General features: G+C 54.9%; 3 protein-coding genes. All 3 read left to right on the forward strand.

What is annotated here, in order from left to right:
* Positions 1-196: DbpA RNA binding domain-containing protein (locus tag HZB34_13135; GenBank protein ID MBI5316904.1), on the forward strand; the 196-nt coding region annotated here is incomplete at its 5' end.
* A 170-nt stretch (positions 197-366) separates the two neighbouring features.
* A complete protein-coding gene (locus HZB34_13140) occupies positions 367-642 on the forward strand; it encodes a hypothetical protein (GenBank protein ID MBI5316905.1) in 276 nt (91 codons plus the stop codon).
* 153 nt (positions 643-795) lie between these two features.
* A partial coding sequence (locus tag HZB34_13145) for a hypothetical protein (protein ID MBI5316906.1) occupies positions 796-1,026 on the forward strand: 231 nt, incomplete at its 3' end.

Here is a 1,026-nt window from a genome sequence, read left to right on the forward strand (position 1 = left end):
CGGTATCAGGCCGGGCGACCTTGTGGGCGCAATCGCCAACGAGGTGAAGGTCAACTCCAACGTCATCGGCGCGATCGAGATCGAAGATCGGTTTTCCATCGTCGATGTCCCGGAATCCCTCGCCGCCCGTATTATCGACCTGCTCGGCCGCGCTCGGATCAAAGGCCGGAAAGTGCCGGTACGATTATTTCGCTAATGGCTGATGCGGCACACACTTCGCAAACCGTTGTCAGCTTCTCATTTGTATAAGCCATATGGAAGGATTCCCGCTCGATCGCTGCCTCCAGTTTTTATCCAGGCTTGACAACACTCCTAATTAGGCGCAGACCCTCGCGCCCATTCACCTCACGTACAAGGAGATTTTGTATGCGTATATCATTTGTGACATGGTTATCGTTCAGCGCCTTTCTATTTTTCGCTCCGTCGCTTACGCAGGCCGGTGAGGCAGCCGCCACCATGGAAGTCGTAAAAGGCGAAATGAAAGCGACCGCAGAGGAAGCAAAAGGTGAAGCCAAGGCCAAGGTGGAAGAAGCCCAGGGCAACAAGATGAAAGCCATGGGTGAACGGGCCAAAGGCAATATGAAGGCCGCCGGGGAACGTGCTGAAGGTAAAGTGAAGGAACTCAAGGCCAAGACGGAATAGTGTCCAGTCAAGCTGATCTCGGGTATTGGTCTGAGGTTGACTAGCGGCTACCCGTGCTTGCCATGGTACTCGGGATCTATCTGCCGCTGAAACTTTCGGCGGTTATTGTTCGACGTGCCGTCGCAGGATCACTTATAGCCTGAGGCACCATCTATGAGTCTCACTGTCCATGACTCTTCGGAGTGGCTCACGGCGATCTACGAGATCGATGGACCTGAGTCGCTGGCTCGACGCACGGCGGAGCGTATCTGTTTTGATCAAACCATTGAAGCCGAGAGCAATCTCCTTCCGCGTTCGCTCCAATCCACGATTCTAGGACAACTGGAAGATCTGCGGGCAACTGCCGGAGGTCGATATCACGCCACGATCCGCTTCCGCGGCGAC

The sequence above is a fragment of the Nitrospirota bacterium genome (assembly GCA_016219645.1).
GTDB lineage: Bacteria > Nitrospirota > Nitrospiria > Nitrospirales > Nitrospiraceae > Palsa-1315.

Excerpts from the sequence above, each read along its gene's own strand:
- HZB34_13140 (MBI5316905.1), top strand. The coding sequence starts at position 367 with ATGCGTATATCATTTGTGACATGGTTATCGTTCAGCGCCTTTCTATTT.